The sequence below is a fragment of the Lysinibacillus sp. RS11 genome (genome assembly GCF_042019215.1).
GTDB lineage: Bacteria > Bacillota > Bacilli > Bacillales_A > Planococcaceae > Lysinibacillus > Lysinibacillus xylanilyticus_A.
Genome location: NZ_CP168124.1, coordinates 2,952,705 through 2,970,579, shown reverse-complemented (window position 1 = coordinate 2,970,579; position 17,875 = coordinate 2,952,705). Strand labels below are relative to the sequence as shown.

The 17,875-nt window shown below is 37.2% G+C and carries 19 protein-coding genes; 17 read left to right on the top strand and 2 right to left on the bottom strand.

Translation table 11 applies throughout. The features are described 5' to 3' along the window. Window positions 1–38: 38 nt before the first annotated feature. On the bottom strand, window positions 39–878 hold the full coding sequence (locus AB9L17_RS15245) for a MerR family transcriptional regulator (protein ID WP_375199360.1): 840 nt from the start codon (window positions 876–878) through the stop codon (window positions 39–41). 419 nt (window positions 879–1,297) lie between these two features. Between AB9L17_RS15245 and nusB the strand changes: the two genes are divergently transcribed. The 17 genes from nusB (at window position 1,298) to AB9L17_RS15160 (ending at window position 17,347) form a co-directional block, all read left to right on the top strand. Beyond that, window positions 1,298–1,678 carry a transcription antitermination factor NusB gene (gene nusB, locus AB9L17_RS15240; RefSeq protein ID WP_068984766.1) on the top strand — a complete coding sequence of 127 codons (381 nt, stop codon included), beginning with the start codon at window positions 1,298–1,300 and terminating at the stop codon, window positions 1,676–1,678. 34 nt (window positions 1,679–1,712) lie between these two features. After that, window positions 1,713–2,579, top strand: coding sequence for a bifunctional methylenetetrahydrofolate dehydrogenase/methenyltetrahydrofolate cyclohydrolase FolD (gene folD / locus AB9L17_RS15235; protein ID WP_068984765.1), 867 nt, complete (start codon window positions 1,713–1,715; stop codon window positions 2,577–2,579). A gap of 455 nt (window positions 2,580–3,034) precedes the next feature. Continuing rightward, window positions 3,035–4,387 (top strand): exodeoxyribonuclease VII large subunit, encoded by a 1,353-nt coding sequence (xseA, locus tag AB9L17_RS15230; protein WP_375199359.1) that lies wholly within the window; start codon window positions 3,035–3,037, stop codon window positions 4,385–4,387. A 2-nt stretch (window positions 4,388–4,389) separates the two neighbouring features. Beyond that, the gene (gene xseB, locus AB9L17_RS15225) at window positions 4,390–4,623 is read left to right on the top strand and encodes an exodeoxyribonuclease VII small subunit (protein ID WP_053597070.1); all 234 of its coding nucleotides are present in this window, start codon (window positions 4,390–4,392) and stop codon (window positions 4,621–4,623) included. A gap of 3 nt (window positions 4,624–4,626) precedes the next feature. Beyond that, a complete protein-coding gene (locus AB9L17_RS15220; RefSeq protein ID WP_223553428.1) occupies window positions 4,627–5,508 on the top strand; it encodes a polyprenyl synthetase family protein in 882 nt (293 codons plus the stop codon). A 164-nt stretch (window positions 5,509–5,672) separates the two neighbouring features. Further along, the gene (gene dxs / locus AB9L17_RS15215; protein ID WP_068984762.1) at window positions 5,673–7,574 is read left to right on the top strand and encodes a 1-deoxy-D-xylulose-5-phosphate synthase; all 1,902 of its coding nucleotides are present in this window, start codon (window positions 5,673–5,675) and stop codon (window positions 7,572–7,574) included. Continuing rightward, window positions 7,574–8,392 (top strand): TlyA family RNA methyltransferase, encoded by an 819-nt coding sequence (locus AB9L17_RS15210; protein ID WP_375199358.1) that lies wholly within the window; start codon window positions 7,574–7,576, stop codon window positions 8,390–8,392. The genes dxs and AB9L17_RS15210 overlap by 1 nt, the downstream gene beginning before the upstream one ends. 100 nt (window positions 8,393–8,492) lie before the next feature. Further along, window positions 8,493–8,942 (top strand): transcriptional regulator AhrC/ArgR, encoded by a 450-nt coding sequence (gene ahrC / locus AB9L17_RS15205; RefSeq protein WP_054612951.1) that lies wholly within the window; start codon window positions 8,493–8,495, stop codon window positions 8,940–8,942. Between the two features lie 35 nt (window positions 8,943–8,977). Further along, window positions 8,978–10,669, top strand: coding sequence for a DNA repair protein RecN (gene recN, locus AB9L17_RS15200; protein WP_375199357.1), 1,692 nt, complete (start codon window positions 8,978–8,980; stop codon window positions 10,667–10,669). A 122-nt stretch (window positions 10,670–10,791) separates the two neighbouring features. Next, entirely contained in the window at window positions 10,792–11,739 is a 948-nt protein-coding gene (locus tag AB9L17_RS15195; RefSeq protein WP_068984759.1) for a SpoIVB peptidase S55 domain-containing protein, read from the top strand. Between the two features lie 356 nt (window positions 11,740–12,095). After that, on the top strand, window positions 12,096–12,887 hold the full coding sequence (gene spo0A, locus AB9L17_RS15190; RefSeq protein WP_068984758.1) for a sporulation transcription factor Spo0A: 792 nt from the start codon (window positions 12,096–12,098) through the stop codon (window positions 12,885–12,887). A 477-nt stretch (window positions 12,888–13,364) separates the two neighbouring features. Next, window positions 13,365–13,571 carry a hypothetical protein gene (locus AB9L17_RS15185; RefSeq protein WP_375199356.1) on the top strand — a complete coding sequence of 69 codons (207 nt, stop codon included), beginning with the start codon at window positions 13,365–13,367 and terminating at the stop codon, window positions 13,569–13,571. A gap of 114 nt (window positions 13,572–13,685) precedes the next feature. Next, entirely contained in the window at window positions 13,686–13,826 is a 141-nt protein-coding gene (locus tag AB9L17_RS15180; RefSeq protein WP_375199355.1) for a hypothetical protein, read from the top strand. A 144-nt stretch (window positions 13,827–13,970) separates the two neighbouring features. Continuing rightward, window positions 13,971–14,348 carry a PH domain-containing protein gene (locus tag AB9L17_RS15175; RefSeq protein WP_068984756.1) on the top strand — a complete coding sequence of 126 codons (378 nt, stop codon included), beginning with the start codon at window positions 13,971–13,973 and terminating at the stop codon, window positions 14,346–14,348. Window positions 14,349–14,439: 91 nt separating this feature from the next. Next, window positions 14,440–14,634: a hypothetical protein gene (locus tag AB9L17_RS15170; protein ID WP_223553393.1), complete on the top strand. Its 195-nt coding sequence runs from the start codon at window positions 14,440–14,442 to the stop codon at window positions 14,632–14,634. Between the two features lie 423 nt (window positions 14,635–15,057). Next, window positions 15,058–16,629, top strand: coding sequence for a DUF342 domain-containing protein (locus tag AB9L17_RS15165; protein ID WP_068984754.1), 1,572 nt, complete (start codon window positions 15,058–15,060; stop codon window positions 16,627–16,629). Then, entirely contained in the window at window positions 16,622–17,347 is a 726-nt protein-coding gene (locus AB9L17_RS15160) for a glycerophosphodiester phosphodiesterase (RefSeq protein WP_068984753.1), read from the top strand. Before AB9L17_RS15165 ends, AB9L17_RS15160 begins: the two co-directional genes overlap by 8 nt. A 184-nt stretch (window positions 17,348–17,531) precedes the next feature. Here the strand turns inward: AB9L17_RS15160 and AB9L17_RS15155 are convergent, their stop codons facing one another. Next, window positions 17,532–17,768 (bottom strand): DUF2627 domain-containing protein, encoded by a 237-nt coding sequence (locus AB9L17_RS15155; RefSeq protein ID WP_068984752.1) that lies wholly within the window; start codon window positions 17,766–17,768, stop codon window positions 17,532–17,534. Window positions 17,769–17,875 lie beyond the last annotated feature (107 nt).

Sequence of the window (17,875 nt, the reverse complement as noted above, 5' to 3'; positions counted from 1 at the left end):
AGTTAATCCAATTAAATTTATGCGAGGGCACGATTAGATTAGAGAGTTTGTTGTCTAACTTTTAATTCGACAATAAACTTCTTTTCATGCTCAGAAGTTAATGTCGCAGGCATGTAGAGTTCATATACTTTTGATTCAAAGTTTTTTTGTTGTACCTCTACGTGTTTTCTTAGTTTTTCATAAAATGAAAAATATGTATCAGGATGATAGATAAAGGCAATACATGCATATTTGCCCGCAGGTTTAATGGTTTGCTTAACATTTGGAGAAAGCTGAGAAAATGTACGCTCAGTTAATAGCGGTGTAAAGATAGCATCATAAATAATTTCATTAACATTTGAATACGGGGCTAATGGATAAATACAACCGTAACGACTATTTAAGACACTTCCTTCGTTTTCAATGATTTTTATTAGTGTAGCATAGTGAGTATTCGTGTTAGAAATAGGTGTAAGTTCTGTAGTAGTCACTTGTAAAATGGACATTTCTTCTTCTACTTGAACGTAAACCTCTCCGAAGACAGGGATATCAATTTGCTCTTGTAGTTGTTTTTTTGTTTTATGCAAAGTATATTTTGCTTCATTTAAACGTGAAATTTTTTCCTCTATACGTTGTTCCTGTTGCTCTAAAAAACTTAGCAATTCTCCCGAGGTTAATCCGAGTGCCTTTTTTATATCTTCAAGGGCTATACCAATATACTTAAGAGATTTTATAATATCTAAATAAAAGATTTGGTTATCTTGATAATAACGATAATTCGTCAAAGTATCGATATATGCTGGTTTAAATAAATCAATTTGGTCATAGTATCGCAAGGTCTGCACTGATAAATTAGAGAGCTTGGCAACTTCACCAATTGTATAATAATGTTCTTTCATATATTGCCTCCACTAGTAATGGCTAAAGAAATTTCGTATGGCGTCAAAGTGTATTATGTTTACGATCCTCGCAATAAAATAGACGGGATTTTCGCTCTAACAATTGCTTTTATTGCTCCTCGCATTCATATAATGTGAATGCTCTTTTACAGCTTGTGCATTGAACTTCATAATGCATATTGAACACCTCAGAAGATGAAATTTTATTTCCTTCATTATAACATTTTTGATATTTAAACAATATTGGTAGATGATCATTTTCAACATTAAACCTCATAAAGTTGATTGTTGGGTGTTAAAATAAGCACAAAGTTGCTTGAAAAAGGTTTCAGATTATTGAAAACTTGCTTGAATTCGTGTTTCTTGTACGAATTTATGCTATTATAAACCTTAATGCCACTTAAGAAGGAGAGCTTTACATGAAACGACATGAGGCACGCGAAAAAGCGTTGCAAGTTTTGTTTCAGCTAGACAATACCGATCTAACAGTCGAAGAAGCAATGGGGCATATTAAAGGTCAACCGACAAATGTCTTCTACGAAAAGATTGTTACTGGAACAGCTGAACATTTGGAGGAAATCGATGCTACTTTAGAACAGCATCTTGAAAAGTGGTCACTTGCCCGTTTACCCAAAATTGAAAGAACGGTTTTACGTCTAGCTGTATACGAGCTTTTATACATGCCAGAAACACCAAAAAGAGTAGTACTTAATGAAGCAATCGAGTTATGCAAAACATTTGGAGACGAAAGTTCGTCAAAATTTGTTAATGGCGTACTTTCTAAATTTACAGAACAATAAAAATGTGTGGAATTGGAAGGAGTAACTAAGGTTTATGTCAAGTGCAATTATTAATGGTAAAGAAATTGGTCAAGAAATTCGTAATTCAGTAGCAGAGCGAGTATCGCGTTTAAAAGAGCAAGGCTTAACACCAGGCTTAGCGGTTGTTTTAGTAGGAGACAACCAAGCCTCAGCTACATATGTGAGAAATAAACAAAAATCTTGTGAAGCCATTGGTATGTTTTCAGAGCTGATTAAACTAGCAGAAGAAACGACACAGGAAGAATTATTAGCACAAATTGAATTATTAAATAATCGCGAAGATATTCATGGTATTTTAGTACAATTACCACTCCCAAAACATATTGATGAGGATACTGTTATTGCTACAATCGCTGTTGAAAAAGATGTAGACGGCTTCTCACCAGTAAGTGTTGGGAAAATGATGCTTGGTCAAGAAACATTTTTACCTTGTACGCCGTTTGGAGTGATGAAGCTTCTTGAGTATTCAGGGATTGACATCTCAGGGAAACATGCGGTCATTGTAGGACGTAGTCATATCGTTGGTAAACCAATGGGACAACTTCTACTGCAAAAGGATGCAACGGTTACATATACGCATTCGAAAACACCGGATTTACCATCATTCACAAAACAAGCGGACATATTAATTGTAGCAATTGGACGTGCAAAATTTATTACGAAAGAGCATGTTAAAGAAGGAGCAGTTGTTATTGATGTCGGCATGAATCGCGACGAAAACAACAAGCTTTGCGGTGACGTAAACTATAGTGAGGTTGATGGAATTGCGTCTCATATTACACCTGTACCAGGCGGTGTGGGACCAATGACAATTACTATGTTACTTTTCAACACAGTTCAAGCAGCAGAAAATAAGCTTGCGAGTAAAGTTAAACAATAATTTGAAAGACTCATAAGTTTGCTAACAGCCATCTCAATTTTGATTGAGATGGTTTTTTTATTTGTCTATTTGTGAACTTTTGGGTCATGTCAGAAGATACATGTTAAGTGAAATCAACCCCTCATTTTGCCGGAGATTCATATTTTATTTAATTATGACAGCTTAATTTCATTGACATAATAGTATTAATAACAACATGAAGGTCTCATAACTTTGCCCCCAGGAAAGCGACCAGTCGGAACGAAAATCAACCATACGTTATGGTGATGAGCCGTTTTAAAGAAGTTATAGTAAGGCCTCTATTCAATAGATATGTTATAGTAAGGTTTTCAGTAGTATGAAAGACAGTCGTATTTTCTAGCAAAAACTGCATTTTGGCACGTCAGGTGCAATAAAAAATGTTATGATAGTTGTAGTTTTGTGAAAAACTTGATTTTAGTAAAGGAGCCGAAAAAATGACATCCGCTTCTTATTTAACAGTGAAAGCATTAACGAAATATATTAAACGAAAATTTGATGCTGATCCGCATTTACGTGAAGTCTACGTAAAGGGAGAACTTTCGAATGTCAAGATTCATCAATCAGGGCATATCTACTTTACTTTAAAGGATGATGGAGCGCGAATTGCGGCTACGATGTTTAAAACAGCAGCTACGAAATTAGCGTTTGAACCAAAGGAAGGTATGCAAGTATTTATCCGTGGAGATGTAAACGTTTACGAAGGCTATGGTACATATCAGTTATATGTACAGGAAATGCAGCCAGATGGAATTGGTAGCTTGTTCGTTGCCTTTAACCAACTAAAAGAGCAGTTACAAAAAGAAGGGCTTTTTAAACCAGACTGGAAACAACCGATTCCTAGGTTTCCTGAAAAAATTGGTGTGTTAACATCAAGAACAGGAGCAGCCATTCGAGATATTTGTACAACGTTAAAGCGGCGCTATCCGCTTGCTGAAATATTAATTTATCCAACACTTGTACAGGGAGCACAAGCAGCGCCAAACATTGTTCATAATATTGAACGAGCAAATATTGATGCTAATTGTGATGTTCTTATCGTTGGACGAGGTGGTGGATCGATAGAGGATTTATGGGCATTTAACGAGGAAATTGTCGCGCGAGCTATTTTTGGTAGTCGAATACCTATTATTAGTGCGGTAGGCCATGAAACCGATACAACTATTGCTGATTACGTAGCTGATTTACGTGCACCGACACCAACAGCCGCCGCTGAAATGGCTGTACCTGATCAACAGGATTTATTTCAGCGTGTACTTACACAAAAATCACAGCTCCATCAAATAGTAAGGGCGCAACTTATGGCTGAACGGCAGCGTCTAAATAAACTCCAACAATCTTATCCGTTGTCGATGCCAGAACGTCTATATCGACCGTTTACGGAAAAGCTAGCACAGCTTGAATCGGGGTTACAAAAAGCGATGCAAGTTGATGTGATGAAGAAAACTGCAAAGCTCCAGCAATTACATAGTGCGGTGGAGCAGCATTCACCGAAAAAGGCACTAACTTTCTATCAACGGGAGCTTGAAACACGCATCCAACAATTGACACGTGCTTCAACACATTATGTAACGAAGCAAAAACAACAATTTGAAGCAACTGTCAGAACTTTAGAAGCATTGAATCCACTTGCTATTTTAACAAGGGGCTTTACGGTAGCTTATAAAGAAAATGAAATGTTAAAATCATCCGCTGATGTAAAGCCGCATGATCAATTAACACTTTCCTTCCATGATGGGAAGGTTATTGCTGATGTGGTAAAGATTTTGCCAAATAATGAGGAGGAATAATTGTGGCAGAGAAACAACAAACATTCGCAGAAGCCATGACGGCACTTGAGGAAATTGTCCGCCAGCTAGAGCAAGGTGATGTGCCATTGGAAAACGCGATTGATTTATATAAACAAGGAATGGAGCTATCACAATTTTGCCATAGCAAGCTGCAACATGCTGAGGAGCAGTTAATTTCAATTGTCCAAGAGACAGGTGAGACTACAGCATTTGATCCACTAAAGGGAGAGAACTAAGAAATGAACGAGCAATTAAAACATTTTATTGAAAGCAACATACCACAAGTTGAAGCTGAAATGTTTGCACTTGTTGAGAAAATTGATGCACCAGCCGATTTAAAAGAATCGATGCTGTATTCATTAAAAGCTGGAGGAAAACGTATTCGTCCTCTTTTCGTAATGGCTGTACTTGAGCTATATAATAAGAATTTGAAGGCAGGGTTAACGGTAGGATCAGTTATTGAAATGATTCATACGTATTCGTTAATTCATGATGATCTACCAAGCATGGATAATGATGATTTCCGTAGAGGTAAGCCGACAAATCATAAAGTATATGGTGAAGCACTAGCGACACTTGCAGGGGATGCTTTGAATACACTTGCATTTGGCATTTTAGCACGCATGGATGTGTCAGCTGAAAAACGTATTGAGCTTGTCAATCTTTTAAGTGAAGCAGCGGGTGCAGAAGGTATGGTTGGAGGTCAAGTACTCGATATGGAAGGTGAAAAACGTCAGCTAAACTTAGCTGAGCTAGAGCATGTCCATGTTAATAAAACGGGTGCTTTATTACGATTTAGTATTGAAGCTGGAGCTGTATTAGCTGATGTAACGCAAGAAGAGCGCACAATTTTAAAGGAATATGCGCATCATATTGGCCTGGCCTTCCAAATTCAAGATGATATTTTAGATATTGAGGGAACTACAGAAGAACTAGGTAAAACTGCAGGTAAGGATGTAGCGAGTGATAAAAGCACGTACCCAGCCCTGTTATCTTTAGATGGAGCAAAAGAAAAGCTTGCTGAGCATTATCAGCACGCCATTAACGCGTTAGAGAAATTACAAGTAGATGTCAGCTTATTACGTGAGTTTGCAGCCTATATTGTTCATCGTAAAAACTAGGAGAAAATCAAGGCGTTTAGGGCAAAGAATATGCTAGAATAGGTGAGGGCGTTTGCCGATGTGCAAACAGTAAAGTGTTCGTACTTTTAGCATATTGATAACACTGTTATAATGGTGGAAACACAATTACGGTGAATAATTTATTGAAAAGGTGTGTGAGAAAGGTGGATTTAAATAAAATTACTAGTCCATCCTTTTTAAAAAACTTAGATAAGAAGGGTCTTGAGCAACTTGCACAAGAAATTCGTACTTTCTTAATCGAAAAATGTTCTGTCACAGGCGGTCATATCGGGCCGAACCTAGGTGTTGTGGAGTTAACGATTATGCTCCATAAAATGTTTGACAGTCCGCAAGATAAGTTTTTATGGGATGTAGGCCACCAAGCTTACGTGCACAAAATTTTGACAGGTCGTGCGAGTCAATTTGACACATTACGTCAGTTTCAAGGGCTTTGTGGTTTTCCAAAGCTTGTGGAGAGTGAACATGATGAGTGGGAAACAGGTCATAGCTCGACATCTTTGTCAGGAGCCATGGGTATGGCTGCAGCACGTGATATTAAAAATGAAAAGAATTTCGTGATACCAATTATTGGAGATGGAGCGTTAACTGGCGGTATGGCGCTTGAGGCATTAAACCATATTGGCCACGCCAAAACAAATATGATTGTCATTTTAAATGATAATGAAATGTCAATCGCTCCAAACGTCGGAGCGTTACACGGTGTACTAGGACGTCTTCGTACAGCCAAGGAATATTCAAAAGCAAAAGAAGAACTGGAATCTCTAATTAATAAAATTCCTTTGCTTGGTGGTAAGCTTGCTTCAACTGCTGAGCGCTTAAAAGATAGCTTAAAATATTTAGTGGTATCAGGTGTGTTCTTTGAGGAGTTAGGTTTTAAATATCTAGGACCGATTGACGGACATGATTTTGATGCTCTTGAGGCATCATTATCACAAGCTAAAAAAGTAAAAGGCCCAGTGCTCGTTCATGTTATTACGAAAAAAGGCAAAGGTTATAAACCTGCTGAAGAAGATACAATTGGTAATTGGCATGGTACAGGCCCTTATAAGATTGACAATGGTGCCTTTGTAAAATCAGAAGCAAAAGGTCCTGCATGGAGTAGTTTGATTGCTGAGACTGTCCGCAAAATTGCACATGAGGATAAACGAGTAGTCACAATAACTCCTGCAATGCCAGTAGGCTCGAAATTACAAGGAATTCAAAAGGATTTCCCAGAACGTTTCTTTGATGTAGGGATTGCTGAACAACATGCAGCTACGATGGCGGCCGGTCTAGCAACACAAAAAATGAAGCCGTTTTTAGCTATTTATTCAACATTCCTTCAACGTGCCTATGATCAAGTACTGCATGATATCGCTCGTCCAAACATGAATGTCTTTATCGGGATTGATCGTGCTGGCTTAGTTGGCGCAGATGGTGAAACACATCAAGGTGTATTTGATATTGCTTTCCTTCGTCATATCCCAAATATGACAATTATGATGCCAAAGGATGAAAATGAAGGTCAGCATATGGTAAAAACAGCTATTGACTATGATGGCGGTCCAATTGCGTTACGTTATCCACGAGGTAATGGGGTAGGTGTTCCGTTAGATGATGAGCTAATAACTTTACCGATTGGCAGCTGGGAAGTATTACGTGAAGGTAAAGATGCAACGATTTTAACCTTTGGTACAACGATTCCAATGGCAATGGAAGCGGCCAATATGCTAGCACAGCAAGGTGTGGAGATAGAAGTAGTTAATGCTCGTTTCATTAAACCGATGGATGAGGATATGCTCCATCGTTTATTATCTAGTCGTAAGCCAATATTAACGATTGAAGAAGCAGTTCTACAAGGTGGCTTTGGTAGCGGAGTATTAGAATTCGCCCATGACCATGGCTATTTAGGTGCACTGATCGATCGTATGGGTATCCCAGATCAATTTATTGAGCATGGCAATGTAGATCAGCTACTCGCTGAAATTCATATGACGGCTGAAGATACAGTGGCACGTATGCAAGTGTTACTTCAACAAAAACAGCAAGTAGGTTTGAATAAATAATGACAAAAAATCCGAAAGAACGTGTAGACATTTTACTTGTAGAGCGTGGGCTATGTGAAACACGTGAAAAAGCAAAGCGCTCTATTATGGCAGGGCTTGTTTTTTCTAATGAAACTCGCATCGATAAGGCGGGGGAGAAAATAGCAATAGACGCACCACTGCAAGTAAAAGGTTCTGATTTAAAATATGTTAGTCGTGGTGGCTTAAAGCTAGAAAAGGCACTGCAAATTTTTGATATTTCTGTAGAAGGGAAGCTAATGCTCGATATTGGCTCCTCTACAGGCGGTTTTACAGACTGTGCTTTACAGCATGGCGCAAGACACTGCTATGCATTAGATGTTGGTTCCAACCAATTAGCTTGGAAAATTCGCTCTGATGAACGTGTAACCGTAATGGAAAAAACAAATTTCCGTTATACAACAGCGCCAGATTTAACAGAAGGCTTACCAGACTTTGCAACAATTGATGTCAGCTTTATTTCATTATCGCTGATTTTACCTGTCTTAAAAACGCTGTTAATGCCAGGTGGCGATGTAATGGCGCTAGTAAAGCCCCAGTTTGAAGCTGGAAAAGAGAATGTCGGTAAAAAAGGTATTGTCCGCGATAAAAAAGTACATCTAGAAGTTTTAGAAAAAACAGCTGCAATGGCAACGGAGGTTGGCTTTGTCGTTAAGGATGCTTCGTTTTCTCCAATTACAGGAGGAGAGGGGAATATTGAATTTTTATTCCATTTAGTGAATTCTATTGATCATGAAGAAATCCCTGCATATACAGCTTTTAATGCACTCGTTGAAGAAGCGCATAGTGCACTGAAATAACACGTGCTCGTTTACTGAGCCGTGTTTTTTCTTGTGCTTTGCTGTATAAAATGGTAGTATGAATATACAAATAACTAACTATTTATAAGAGGTGACCAACATGAATAAAGGACAAAGACATATACGAATTCGGGATATTATTGCCAATCATGAAATTGAAACACAAGATGATTTAGTCGATTTTTTAAAGGATGCAGGCTATAATGTGACACAAGCAACGGTATCACGAGATATAAAAGAACTTCATCTTGTGAAAGTGCCATTACAAGATGGACGCTATAAATATAGTTTGCCCGCAGATCAACGTTTCAATCCTGTACAAAAATTACATCGTGCGTTGGCTGATGCTTTTGTCAGCATTGATGGTGCATCTCACTTTTTAGTAATGAAGGCTCTTCCAGGTAATGCCAATGCGATTGCGTCACTGCTTGACCATTTAGATTGGCCAGAAATTTTAGGTACTATTTCTGGAGATGATACTATTTTAATTATTTGTCGTGATGAAAATGAGCGTGAAAATACAAAAAATCGCTTATTAGACATGCTATAAAATAGCAAGGTAATTTGATACAGAGGTGACATTTTGTGTTAAGAGAGCTTAGTATTCGAAACTTTGCCATTATTGAGGATTTAACAGTTAGCTTTTCAGGTGGTTTAACTGTTTTAACAGGTGAAACAGGTGCAGGAAAATCAATTATTATAGATGCAGTGCATTTACTTGCTGGCGGCCGAGGGAATTCTGAATTTATTCGTCATGGAGCTAAAAAGGCTGAATTAGGTGGTTTATTTCAAATTTCGAGTTCTGGGCATCCTGTTTATAAGAAACTTGAAGATGCAGGCATTGAAATTGAAGAAGATACGATTATTTTGCGCCGTGATTTAAATGATTCTGGTAAAAGTGTTTGTCGTGTAAACGGTAAGCTTGTGCCATTGTCTGTACTACGTGAGATTGGAGCTAGCCTCATCGATATTCATGGACAGCATGAAAACCAAGAACTCATGGATGAGAAACAGCATATCTATTTGCTTGACCACTTTGCCGAGGAACAACTTACACCAATTCAAGACTTGTACGGTTCCCAGTATGATGAATATCGTTCACTTAAAAAAGAATTAGCTTCGATTTCGATTGATGAACAGTTAATGGCACAGCGTATTGATTTGTACCAGTTCCAAATGAAAGAGCTAGAGGATGCCAAATTAAAGCTTGGCGAGGAAGATGAGCTTCTTGATGAACGTCGTCGTCTTATGAATTTCAATAAGATTTTTGAACGTTCAAATGCAGCATATGAAGCTATTCAAGGTGAATCAAAGGGCCTTGACTGGATTGGCAATGCAATGGGCGCCTTAGAAGATGCTGCAAACGTTGACGAGCAATTTAAAGAGGCTTCAGAATCTGTCACTACTGCATTTTATGCATTACAGGATGCAGCTTACCAAGTTAAAAATGTGTTAGATGAATTAGAATTTGATCCAGCACGTTTAAATGAGGTGGAGCAACGTTTAGCCTTACTACAAAATTTGAAGCGCAAATATGGTTCAACAATCGAAGAGATATTAGCGTATTATGATAAAATTAAAACAGAGCTAAATGAGCTCTTAAATCGCGATGAAATTTTGCAAGTAAAAGAACAAAAATTACTGAAAATGGAAGCGGTGCTAAATGAGCTTGCTGCAGAACTTTCTACTGTTCGAAAGGCTGCTGCACATAATTTAAGTGAAGCTATTATGGCTGAACTACGTGAATTACATATGGAAAAAGCAAAATTTATTGTTAATTTTGATGAGTTGCCTTATTTTGATGCGAATGGTAAAGACCAAGTAATTTTCTATATTTCAACGAATGTAGGAGAGCCACCAAAATCTTTACCGAAAATTGCTTCTGGTGGAGAGTTATCGCGAATGATGCTTGCACTAAAGACGATTTTCTCTTCCTCTAATGGCATAACGTCCATTATTTTTGATGAGGTAGATACAGGTGTAAGCGGTCGTGTAGCGCAAGCAATTGCAGAAAAAATTGCAGCAATATCCATCAACTCTCAAGTTTTGTGTATTTCGCATTTACCACAAGTGGCTGCGATGGCAGATCATCATTATTTTATTAAAAAAGAAGTCGAACATGATCGAACATTTACGTCATTGTTGGAAATAGATACAGATGCACGTATTGAAGAAGTAAGCCGGATGATATCTGGAGCAGAAATTACAGAGTTAACTTTGCAGCACGCTACAGAGCTGTTAAATATGGCTAATGAACGAAAAAAACAAATGAGATAGCGAAGAAAATCAGAAACAGCTCCGTTGTTTCTGGTTTTTTTCTTTTTGCACAAATATTTACCGCTTATAAGAATGCCACAACAACACATAGTAAAAAGACAAAAATGAAAAGGAGGTGTCGTATGTATCGTCGTTGGCGTCAATTTGTCATTTTGCCTATGCTCATCGTTTTATTGTTCATGCCCGTACAGGCTTTTGCCGCCAAAAAGCTTATTCCGATGGGCGAAGCAATTGGAATTCAACTTCAGTTATCACATGTTTTCGTAGCGCATGATGTGCTATTAGCTTCCAATCAATGGATGAAGGGAGGCGCTGTTATTGAAAAAATAAATGATATTTCTGTAAAAACACTTGCAGACGCCAAAAAAGCTGTTGCTCAGCAGGGACAACAGAAATGGACGATAAAAAGTGAAGGAAAAGAAATAACGCTGGATTTACAGGAGAAAGAAGCAAAACATGTTATTTCATTTTTAAAAGATGAAACAGATGGAGTAGGAACATTGACATACATTGATCCAGAGACAAAAAATTACGGTGCATTAGGCCATCAAATCGTCGATTCAACCTTACAAGAAGCCCCTGTTTTTCATGCTGGTTCCATTTTCTTAGCTTCGATTCAACAAATTCGTAAAAGCATACCTGGTCAACCCGGCTATAAAATATCCTCCATTAAAAAACATCAGGAACGATTAGGGAGTATAGATAAAAATACAGTTTATGGAATTTTTGGCCGTTGGGAAGACGGTTATCCACAAAGTTTGCCTAAAGCAATTGAAATTATGCATGAAAAGGATATAAAGAAAGGGAAAGCTGAAATTTACACCGCGATCGAGGGCAGTAAGGTGGAAACTTTTACAATTGAAATAACAAAGGTCGAAAATGAACGCCTTGAATTCATAGTATCTGATGAAAAGCTCATTAAAAAAACAGGTGGTATTTTGCAGGGAATGAGTGGCAGTCCTATCATTCAAGACGGTCGTTTTGTAGGTGCGGTTACACATATGTTTGTGGAGGAACCTAAAAAAGGCGCAGCAATTACAGTAGCAGAAATGTTAAAAAAATCATCATGAAAGAATGGAGCTACCATACCATATGGCGGCTCCATTCTTTCATGAAAGTGCTATTTATTATTTCGTTCTCCAAGTATTTCGTTTATTTATGAAGGGATTAGCGATTCTTTAAAAAAACTGTAGTTATATCTCAATTTTTTCACTAAAATAATTAGTAGTAGCAAACAACGATTTGTTAATATTTATCATAACTTGTCGATAAAAAAAGAAATTATCGGACTACATACTCATTTTTGGAAATAGAAAAGGTTTTTAAAACAAAAATGTCGAAACTTCCACAGTGTGCTAAAAAATGCATAAGGGGTAGTGTGACGCTTTGTGGTGATTCAAAGCAAAGTTCAGAAGGAGGAATTGAAATGACAAAGGTAAAAGTAGCAATTGCAGATGATAATCGTGAGTTATTGAAAACGATGGAGCAGTATTTTCAAGGGCATCCAGAAATTGAAATAATTGCAACTGCTTCAAATGGTAAAGTTTGTTTGCAAATGTTGGAGGAATTTAAACCAGATATTTTGCTGCTAGATATTATCATGCCGCATCTTGACGGGTTAGCTGTATTGGAGTCAATGTATCAAAATGAACAAATGTCATCTGTTCAAGTAATAATGTTAACTGCTTTTGGTCAAGAAGATGTCATGAAACAGGCTGTAGACTTAGGTGCGTCCTATTTTATGCTTAAGCCATTTGAATTTGATCAATTGGTTCAAAAGATTTTAAACTGTGCAGGACAGAAGGCAACACTTCCGAAAAAGACAAGTGTTTTACAACCGGCAGCACCTCAAAAATTAAATCAACATCAATTGGATAGCACGATCACAGCTATTATTAAGGAAATCGGCGTTCCTGCGCATATTAAAGGATACTCTTATTTGCGAGAGGCTATTCAGATGGTGTTCGAAGATATCGAGTTATTAGGCTCTGTGACGAAAATTTTATATCCAGAAATCGCTAAAAAATTCAATACAACTCCATCACGAGTTGAACGCGCGATTCGTCATGCCATTGAGGTCGCATGGAATCGTGGCAATTATGAATCGATTTCGTCGATGTTTGGTTATACCGTACATCATTTAAAGTCGAAGCCGACAAATAGTGAATTTATCGCCATGATTGCGGACAAGATTCGCATCGACATGATGGCTAGTTAAACGTTGTTTTAAATGAAATTATAGATGTCAGACGTTACTGAGAATGATGGTTAAGCTAATTAATTATTGCACTTATACTACTACTATGTAACGCCTTTTTAGACAGTTTTATGCCGACTGTTTGAGGGGGCGTATTTTTTTATGCTTCAAGTTTCAATGCATGTATCAAGAAAGTATTTCGATTTAATCAAAGTACCAGTCAAAAATTTCATTGTTTTTGAAAACTCAGCGCATTTCCTGATTTTGAGGAATGTGGTGAATTTGAAAGTATTATCGAAAATGTCAAAACTGCCACAAAAATACTTTAGATTTAGAATGTAAAAGGCTATATGATAAATTACTGCCTTTTTCATGTCTAAAAATCAATACTTAGTATTATATGGTGCATTTTTCCTTGGAATCTAAAAGCGCCTACTTTTCTACTCATCACCAATAGTTGTGGATGATATTTGCTAAAACGTATGTCATATATATAGGTTGATTGGAGCGAGCAACGCGAGTGAAGCGGCTCATCAGACGCCCCCAGGAAGCTCTGCTCTGCGCGAAAGCGAAGCGTCAGCAGCAAATGTATTATCTGTGCGAAAGCGAAGCGACAGCAACAAATGTTTAATCTGTGCGAAAGCGAAGCGACAGCAACAAATGTTTAATCTGTGCGAAAGCGAAGCGACAGCAACAAATGTTTAATCTGTGCGAAAGCGAAGCGACAGCAACAAATGTTTAATCTGTGCGAAAGCGAAGCGACAGCAACAAATGTTTAATCTGTGCGAAAGCGAAGCGACAGCAACAAATGTTTAATCTGTGCGAAAGCGAAGCGACAGCAACAAATGTTTAATCTGTGCGAAAGCGAAGCGACAGCAACAAATGTTTAATCTGTGCGAAAGCGAAGCGACAGCAACAAAGCGCTCAGTCGGAACGGAAATCAACCACACGTTATGGTGATGAGCTTATTTTTATTTTCCTTATCGATGTTTCCTGCTTATGATCGAGTTTTAAGCATTTGGAGATTACCTGTAACGTATTGAATGTATGGAAAATTAATCTCATATTTTAAATAAAGAATGAACATTTGAAGGGGGAATTGAAATGGGGTTATTTGATGGAATTATAGGTAACGCAAGCGAAGTAAATTTTGAAAAATTACAAGAAGAAGTGAAAGATTTATTAATACCGAATGAGACAATTAAAAATGCATATAAAATTATAAGGGATACCTTTATTTTTACGGATAAAAGACTTATTTTAATCGATAAACAAGGAGTAACAGGAAAGAAAACAGAATATCATTCAATTCCATATAAGAATATTCTTCATTTTTCAGTTGAAACTGCGGGAACATTCGATTTAGATGCTGAATTAAAAATTTGGGTTTCAAGTAGTCAGATCCCAATACAGAAACATTTTAATAAATCGACTAACATCTATAAAGTTCAAAGTGTATTAGCAGAATATGTATTAGGTTAGTTATAAATTTTAATGGTCAACAGTTTAAATCTAAGCTGTTGATTCTTTTTATTGATTAGTAATCCGTTATAATTGAACGAGGTGATAATATATGAAAAGCGTAAACTTTCAACTTGACGATAACAATTCGTTAGAGATAACGCAGGTAGAGAATAATTTATTTGAAGTCCGACTAGGAATTAACGGGAGCATGAGCATTTACTATATGACGCGAGATCAACTTCTAGATGTCGAACAACTAGGCGGTCATATTCGTATTGAGACTTTTTTTCCTCCAGGTTTATAATGAATCATCGAGTACTGATGGTGAAAAACTTACTACATTTACGACAAGAGGGAATAACTCGTAGCCTTATTATTCTTTCATTTAGTCTGTTTATAATACGTATTTCTAGTATTGAAGACGTATGCAGGGTTATAAAAATTATGATAGAAAGATTACATATTGTATGAATTAATTTGTGATTTAGTAAATATCCCTATTATTCACAATGATTACCTGTTGTAATAAAGGTGTAAATTTGTCGTTTAGTAAAAAAATACCTTTATTATAGTCTGTATTGACTAATGAAGGTGAGGAAAATGGAATGGGTGTGTACATGTTTTACTGATAAAGTAGGTATATTTTCTTCATCAGTAGTGACAATTGTCTCTAAACAAATGTAAATAGATTGTATATACTTACAGTTAGAAGAAAGGAGGAGGTAGCTTGATACTAGTTCGAAATGATAACTTCGAATTATCAGAAGAAAATGGCAAGGTATTTATACTTACATACAGTGCTGGTTTCCCATTAAAAGAATTTGATAGTATTTTACGAAGTCATCCCCGACTTAAATTGTCTAATTTTTCAATATTAAAGAATGTTTTAGCAACAGCAAATACAAACCCTGTTGAAATTGGTCGTTGGCTTCCGAATGTTGAAGCAGAAATTGCACGAGATAAAATGTCTGCCTCTATATTTATAAATGAAACACATGATTTTATTTTAAAGAATAAAGAAAATTTGACTCGGCAAATTTTGGAAACACTCGAAAACGAAGGAATTGTCCACGGAATTTTAGATTTCGATATTTCAAAGATTGAGCCAGGAAAAGCATTTTTAATTGCTCAAGGAACACATCCTGTAACAGGAACCGATGCACAAATTACATATTTACCTAAACCCGAGAGAAAGCCGTTAATTAGCGAAGATGGGAAAGCTGATTATTATGACATGAACTTTATTTCTGAAATTTCCGAGGGTTCATGGCTAGGCGAGAAAATCCCTGCGACATTAGGTAAACCAGGACAAAATGTACTAGGTGAAATTATGGCTGCTGTACCAGGTCGAGATTTTCCTATACGGTACGATAAAAAATCAGCTTATGAAGTGGAAGAGGATGGAAAAGTTGTAATCCGTTCGAAAATAGCTGGAGTATTAGATGATGTTAAGGGCATGATTGGTGTTAATAGACATTTGCCAATTCATGGAGATGTTGGCGTTGAAACAGGGAATCTCGAATTTAATGGCTCTCTTAGCATAAAAGGAACAGTTATATCGGGTTATACAGTCATTGCTACTGGAGATATTTCCATTGAGGGTGCTGAAGGTGTAAGCGGTGCCAAACTAATTAAATCCATTGAAGGTGATGTCTACATTCGAGGAGGAATTTTTGGCCTAGGATCAACTCTTGTAGAGGCAGGCGGCAATATTTTCGTGAAGCATGTTAATGAGGCGAATTTAGTTGCGGCTGACAGTATTCATATAGGATCATATGCATTGGGATCACAGCTCTCTGCACATTCTATCTATGTGGACGAACGAAAAGGGAAAATAATTGGTGGTCGTGCAGTAGCCAAGAATACAATCGTCACTGCCATCTCTGGGAATCGTTTAGAGCGTCGGACTGATTTAATCATCGAAAGCATCAATAAACAGGAAAGCTATTCCGTTATACAAGGGAAGGCAACGCATCTGAAGCAACTGCAATTAGAAATTTCAGAGCACGAGACGAAAATTAAAAACTTACTACCATTCCTTAACCAAATGTCTAAGGAACAGATAGCTACATTTGAGGAAACAAAACAAGGCTTAGCCAAATTGAAGGCGGAAGCGGCCACACATGATCGTGAGATTAAACTAGCGATGGATGAAATGCGTCATGCTGGGAAAGAGGAAATTATTGTGAAAAAGGAAGCTCATCCTGGTACCTTTATTCAAATTGGTAAAAAATCATCTTTTTTAAGTAAAATGACAAATGGTAAATTCTTAATTGAATTTGGTGAGTTAAATGTCTAAAGAATCGTTCATTCCAGTATTTGCACACCGTGGGGCTTCAGCGTATGCACTTGAAAATAGCTTTAAGGCATTTGAAAAGGCATTAGAGCTAGGGGCAGATGGCATTGAATTAGATATCCAGCTTTCAAAAGAAGGAATTCCGGTTGTGTATCATGATCCACAGCTGTCAAGATTGGTTGGCATCAATAAACTTGTGAATGAATGTACGATAGAGGAGCTACTAAGCTTTAAACTTGGAAAGCCATGGAAGCGATTATTTTCAACGTATAAAATACCAACGTTTGATCTAGTTTTAGCATGGGCAAATTCGCAACAACTACCCTTAAATATCGAATTAAAATCGACAGTCCTAGATAATAAAAGCGCACTCATTCAAATACTTCATGATCTTACTTTTCCTGTAGGTAGCCATTTTTCATCATTTCACTACGAGCTACTGGAGATTGTAAAGCAATATAAGCCAGAATATGAAACAGCACTTATCGCAACAAAGAAATTAAAATGGGATTTGCTCAGTGATTATAAAGCTATTGACAGCGTGCATATGCATAAAAGGTATTATAAACCTAGGTTTATAGAGGCGTGTGTAGCAAGTAATAAAGCATGTCGTTTTTATGCGATTGATGGTAATGAAACATTTTTAACGAATCCGCATCCAGCCGTAATAGGTTGGATTACTGATTATCCTGATAAAGTAATTGCGAAACAGCAACGTTAATCCATTTCACCTTGACGTAATTGTTGCTGCCGCTACGCTTTCGCACAGATAAAACATTTGTAGCTGCCGCTGTGCTTTGTTACAGAAAATATTTGTGCTAACGCTATGCTTTCGTTACAAAAAAATATGTAAGAAAAAAATAGCTATCCAGTAAGTCTGTCGTGACTTATTTGGATAGCTATTTTTATTTTTTTTGGAAGCGCGGGGCCACTTTTCCATTTTTTCGATCGCGATGAAGTAAAAATCCTGCGAAAAAGCCAAAGCCAATAACAAAGAAAATAATGCCAACGACGAATTGCAGCCATAAAAATGGGAAAGGTGAGATGAGCTTACCAAATAATGTATCACGCATGAATTTAATGCCACCCGCAGCCATAAGGCCTGGAATAAGCATTACAATAAATGCAGCAAAACGAGCCATGCATGTCCCTCCTTATACCTAACTTTAATTGTACCTGTGGATATTGGAATGTCAAGGAAGCTAGTAAATCTATGTAACGGATGAACCTTACTGCAAGTAAAATATAA